The organism is Actinotalea sp. JY-7885, from assembly GCF_014525465.1.
Classification (GTDB): domain Bacteria; phylum Actinomycetota; class Actinomycetes; order Actinomycetales; family Cellulomonadaceae; genus Actinotalea.
Genome location: NZ_JACEXH010000219.1, coordinates 1 through 4,683, shown reverse-complemented (window position 1 = coordinate 4,683; position 4,683 = coordinate 1). Strand labels below are relative to the sequence as shown.

The following is a 4,683-nucleotide window of genomic DNA, read 5'->3' as shown; positions in this document are numbered from 1 at the left end:
TGCCGCCGGGGGCGGTGTCGCGTGCGCCGGAGGTCGCGGCGTCCCCCGCGAGCCGGGTGGGGTCCGTCGCCGGCGGCGCCGCGCCGGCCCTGACGAGCGCCGGACGCAGCACGGCCAGCGCGGGCACCGCCAGGAGCGGCACGCCGAGGAAGACCCAGCGCCACCCGACGGTGTCAGCGATGAACCCGGCGAGCGCCGGCCCGACCACCGAGGGCAGCACCCAGGCGGCGGCGAACGCCGCGAACACGCGCGCCTGCAGCGCCGCCGGGTAGACCCGCGCGACGACGACGTACAGGGCCACGCTGAGCATCCCGCCGCCGAGCCCCTGCACCACGCGCCCGGCGACGACCGTGCCCATCGCCTGCGCCGTGCCCGCGACGAGCAGCCCGGCCACGAACAGCCCGACGCCGAGGACGAGCGGCGAGGCCGGGCCGCGCCGGTCGCTCCACGTCCCGGACGCGACCATGCCCACGACGCTCGAGGCGACCGGCGCGGCGAAGGCCATCGCGTAGAGCTCGACGCCGCCCAGCGCCGCGACGACGGCGGGCATCGTGGTGGTCACGGCGAGCGACTCGAACGCGTTGAGGGCGACGAGCAGCAGCATCCCGACGGTGACGCCGCGCAGCCCCGGCGCCCACGGCGAGGCGGGGTCCGGGCGGGCGTCGAGGTCGTCGGGTGCGCCGGTGGTGCGCGGGGTGGACATCGGCGGCTCCCAGGGTCACCCCCAGCCTGCCGTGGAACGCGTCGCGACGTCGTCGCGTTTCGCCGTCTCGCCGCCGTCTTGTTGTCGCAGGACTGTACTGCTACGTTGAGACAAACAACGGTACAAAGGTGGCGACGGCCACCGGGACGGGAGGGGCTCATGGGCCCGACGTACTTCTTCATCGTGGTGCTCGCGCTCGTCGTGACCGGGACCCTGGCGCGCTACGGGACGCGGCGGGGGCGGGCCGCCGCCGCCGACGCGTACGCCCGCAAGGTGGACCTGACGCTCGACCCGGCGATGGCGGCCGACGTCGGCGCCCGGCTGGCCCGGCGCGCGTGCCTCGGCGCGGTCGTCGGGGCGGGCCTCGCGCTGCTGCCCCTGCTCCTGATGCGGCCGGAGCCCGCGGAGGAGGGCAGCTTCCCGGCGGCGCTGCTGGCGGTCCTGGGGTACTTCCTCGGTGCCGCGCTGGGCTCGGCGGCCGTGGCCTGGTACGAGTCGACGCGGCCGCTCGCCGCGGGGCCGCGCATCGCCCGGGCGACCACGCCCACCCCGGCGGACTACGTGCCGCCGTTCGAGAGGTACGGCGCCTGGGCCTGTGCGGTTGTCGCCGCGCTCGTCGCGGTCGGGATCGTGGTGGTGGACGCCGTGGGCCTCGTCGACGTGGGGCGGCTCCCGGTGGGGCTGCTCGTCGCGGTGACGGTGGTGCCGGCCCTCGTGGTCCTCGCGGTCGAGCTCGCCGCGCGGTGGCTGGTGGCGCGCCGGCAGGTCGCGGCGACGACGCTCGAGCTCGCCTGGGACGACGCCATGCGGGCGCGCACGCTCCGCGACAGCGCCACGGTGGCGATCATGGCCGGCGCCTACGCCCCGTTCGCGCTCCTCGGCGTCCTGGCCGACGGGCTGGAGGGCGGCTGGCCCGCCAACCCCGCCGTCGGCCTCGTCAGCGGGATCATGCTCGTGCTGTTCGGCGGGCTGCTCGTGATGGGCGTGTGGTCCCTGGCCGCGCGGCCCGAACGGTACTTCCGGACCCGGCTCTGGCCCCTGCCGCCGGCCGGCGACGTCCCGGCGCAGGCGTCGTCGGCGCCCGAGGGCGGTGCCCGGTGATCCTCGCCGTGGACCCGGACTCCCACATCCCCCCGTACGAGCAGGTGCGCTCGCAGGTCGAGGCGCTCGTCGACGCCGGCGGGCTCGCGCCCGGCACGCGGCTGCCGACGGTGCGCCGGCTCGCCGACGACCTCGGCCTCGCGGCCAACACCGTGGCCCGCGCGTACCGCGAGCTCGAGCAGGCGGGCGTCGTCGTCACGCGGGGCAGGCACGGCACCTTCGTGGCCGTCCGCGGCTCGGACCGTGACCGCGAGGCGGCGGTCGCCGCGCAGCAGTACGTCCGCCGCGTCCGCGAGCTGGGGGTCGACGTGGAGGCGGCGGTGCACCACGTGCGCACCGCGTACGGCGCGTGACTCAGCGCGCGTAGCGCTCCACGAACGCCGCGAGGAGCCTGGGCGGGTCGTCGACGACGGCTCCCGTGATCCCCGCGATCACGGTGCCCAGCTCCTCGGGCGGGAAGTACCCGGCGTGCCGGTAGATCTCCACGCGGGCGACCATGCCCGGCACGTCGAGCTCCGGGTGGAACTGCGTCGCGTAGAGGTTGCGACCGACGCGGAAGGCCTGGACCGGGCACCCGGGCGAGCTCGCCAGGACGACGGCGTCCGGCGGTGGCACGCGGACCGCCTCCTTGTGTCCGACGAAGGCGTCGAAGGTGTCGGGGAGCCGGGCGAAGAGCGGGTCCGCGCGCCCGGCGGCGGTGAGCGTGACGGGCACGGTGCCGACCGGCTCGCCGTAGGTCCGGTCGATGACGCCGCCGCGGTGCACGCCGAGCGTGCCGACGCCGTAGCAGGCCCCGAGGAAGGGGAAGTCGCGCGCGACGACCTCGTCGAGCAGCCCGTGCAGCTCCGCCTCGACGCGGCGCTGCACTGCCGACTTCTCCTGCGGCGGGTCGCTCGCGTTGAACGGGCTGCCCCCGACGATGACGCCGGACCAGTCGTCCAGGTCGAGCTCGGGCAGCGGCCCCGCCTCGAGGCGCACGCGCCGCAGCCCGACGTCCGGCTCGAGGCCGCCGAAGCGCGCGACGGCCTCGAGCTCGCCGTCGGCGGCTGCGTCGTCGGAGCGTGTGCTCAGCAGGAGGAAGGGCCGCACCGCGCCAGGGTAGGTGCCCGGGGTGGCCGGCGCAGGACGGTCCACCGGCGCCCGGCGGCGTGCGTCACACATCTCGTCGGGCGCTACCCCTGGCGGTATCGGCCGCGATGCCGTAGCGTTCCCGTTGAAGTTGCTGTGCTTGCACGTCTCGAGTGCGCCCGGCCTACCAGCCAGGCGCATTTTCCTTACCAGGAGCGGACGACGAACACCGCGCTCGATGCGGTCCCGCAGTTGCGGGTCCGTCCCCAGACTCCTGAAGGAGACCAGCCATGGCTACTGGCACCGTGAAGTGGTTCAACGCCGAAAAGGGCTTCGGCTTCATCGCCCCCGACGAGGGCGGCGCCGACGTCTTCGCCCACTACTCCGCGATCGCGACGAGCGGCTACCGCTCGCTCGAGGAGAACCAGAAGGTCGAGTTCGAGGTCAAGCAGGGCCCCAAGGGCCCGCAGGCCGACAACATCCGCCCGCTCTGATCCTCGCGGACACTCGCTTCACCCGGCGGTACGCCGCCTAGGAGAGCGTCGAGAGCCCCGGTCCTCACGGACCGGGGCTCTCGTGCGTCCGGGGTTCGTTCGTCGCGACGGCCCGCACCGCGTCGCTCAGGCGTTGAGGTGGCTCGCCGGGTCGTCCTCGGTCGGGTTCGGCTGCGCGGGCATCGAGCGCAGCTCGTAGGGGTCCGCCTCGGCGCCGACGTCGCCCTGGGCGGGCTCGCGGACCTCGTCGGGAGCGGCATCCGTGCGGGCCTCGGGTGCGTCGGCGTTGACGGGCCCGGCGAGCGCACGCAGCTCGTCGGCGCGCTCCTGGGCCGAGGACGCCGTCGGCTCGTGGGCTGCGTGCGACATGTGGTCTCCGATCGTCGTGGGCTGCGGGTCAGCCTCCTGGCTCGACCGTAGGGCGGCGGCCCCGGGCGGGCGCGCCGAGATGGCACCCGACGCCGCCGGCCCGGCCCGCGCGGCGGCGTGCAAGGGACGGGGCCCTCACGACACAGTGCGGGTGAGCGGCACACGACGACGGCGCCCGGCCGTCCGCCGAGAGGGAGCCCCCGTGCGCGACGACGCCTGGTTCGAGGCGCTCTTCCGCGAGCACTCGACGGCCGTGTTCCGGTACCTCGCGCGCCGCGCCCCCGTGCACGACGCGCAGGACCTGGCCGCGGACGTGCTCGCGACGGCATGGCGCCGCCGGGACGACGTGCCGGACGGTGCGGAGCTGCCCTGGCTCTACCGCACGGCGGGCTTCGTCCTCGCCAACCACCGCCGCAAGGGACGGCCCGTGCCGGTCGAGCACGTGCCCGACGAGGCCGACGACGCGGATCCCGCGGGCCTCGTGGTGGCGGACGACGAGGTCCGCCGCGCGCTGGCGCGGCTGTCCCCGCGCGACCGCCGCATCCTGCTCCTGCACGCGTGGGAGGGCCTCGACGGCGACGCACTCGCGGTGGTCCTCGGCGTGAGCCGTGGCGGGGCGGACGCCGCCCTGTCCCGGGCGCGCTCACGCCTGCGCCAGGCGTGGGCGGAGGACGACGCCGGGGACGAGGCGCGTCGCCCGCCTCACCAGCCGGGCGACGCAAGCCTCGGGCTGGGCGCGACACAGGCAGGGTGAGGACCCGCCGGCGCCCGGCGAGCCCCCCATCGCAGGGCTACCCAGGAGGGCACCGTGAAGGACGACACCGAGGACAGCACCCCGCCGGCCGGCGGACCTGACGGCGAGCCGACGCCGCACCCGGCGGAGGAGCGCCTGCGCGCCGCGGACCCGGCGGCCGACGCCGTGCCGGACCCCGGCCTGCGCGACGCGGT

Annotated in this window: 7 protein-coding genes; 4 read left to right on the top strand and 3 right to left on the bottom strand. The window is 76.2% G+C overall.

Features of this window, described 5'->3' with window-relative positions:
- Positions 1–703, bottom strand: a 703-nt coding sequence (locus tag IDM29_RS15085) for an MFS transporter (RefSeq protein ID WP_188037723.1), incomplete at its 3' end; no start/stop codon positions are given.
- A 159-nt stretch (positions 704–862) separates the two neighbouring features.
- Here IDM29_RS15085 and IDM29_RS15080 point away from each other — a divergent pair.
- Together IDM29_RS15080 and IDM29_RS15075 are read left to right on the top strand one after the other, a co-directional pair.
- Positions 863–1,804, top strand: coding sequence for a hypothetical protein (locus IDM29_RS15080; protein WP_182112991.1), 942 nt, complete (start codon positions 863–865; stop codon positions 1,802–1,804).
- Positions 1,801–2,157 carry a GntR family transcriptional regulator gene (locus IDM29_RS15075; RefSeq protein WP_309232749.1) on the top strand — a complete coding sequence of 119 codons (357 nt, stop codon included), beginning with the start codon at positions 1,801–1,803 and terminating at the stop codon, positions 2,155–2,157. The genes IDM29_RS15080 and IDM29_RS15075 overlap by 4 nt, the downstream gene beginning before the upstream one ends.
- 1 nt (position 2,158) lies before the next feature.
- Here IDM29_RS15075 and IDM29_RS15070 read toward each other — a convergent pair whose 3' ends face one another.
- A complete protein-coding gene (locus IDM29_RS15070) occupies positions 2,159–2,893 on the bottom strand; it encodes a glutamine amidotransferase (RefSeq protein WP_182112992.1) in 735 nt (244 codons plus the stop codon).
- Positions 2,894–3,162: 269 nt separating this feature from the next.
- Between IDM29_RS15070 and IDM29_RS15065 the strand changes: the two genes are divergently transcribed.
- Positions 3,163–3,366 (top strand): cold-shock protein, encoded by a 204-nt coding sequence (locus IDM29_RS15065; RefSeq protein WP_182112993.1) that lies wholly within the window; start codon positions 3,163–3,165, stop codon positions 3,364–3,366.
- Positions 3,367–3,492: 126 nt separating this feature from the next.
- Here the strand turns inward: IDM29_RS15065 and IDM29_RS15060 are convergent, their stop codons facing one another.
- Positions 3,493–3,735 carry a hypothetical protein gene (locus IDM29_RS15060; protein ID WP_182112994.1) on the bottom strand — a complete coding sequence of 81 codons (243 nt, stop codon included), beginning with the start codon at positions 3,733–3,735 and terminating at the stop codon, positions 3,493–3,495.
- A 202-nt stretch (positions 3,736–3,937) separates the two neighbouring features.
- Between IDM29_RS15060 and IDM29_RS15055 the strand changes: the two genes are divergently transcribed.
- Positions 3,938–4,489, top strand: coding sequence for an RNA polymerase sigma factor (locus IDM29_RS15055; RefSeq protein WP_255491743.1), 552 nt, complete (start codon positions 3,938–3,940; stop codon positions 4,487–4,489).
- The last annotated feature ends 194 nt before the right edge of the window (positions 4,490–4,683 follow it).

Excerpts from the sequence above, each read along its gene's own strand:
- IDM29_RS15060 (WP_182112994.1), bottom strand. The coding sequence starts at position 3,735 with ATGTCGCACGCAGCCCACGAGCCGACGGCGTCCTCGGCCCAGGAGCGC.
- IDM29_RS15065 (WP_182112993.1), top strand. The coding sequence starts at position 3,163 with ATGGCTACTGGCACCGTGAAGTGGTTCAACGCCGAAAAGGGCTTCGGC.
- IDM29_RS15080 (WP_182112991.1), top strand. The coding sequence starts at position 863 with ATGGGCCCGACGTACTTCTTCATCGTGGTGCTCGCGCTCGTCGTGACC.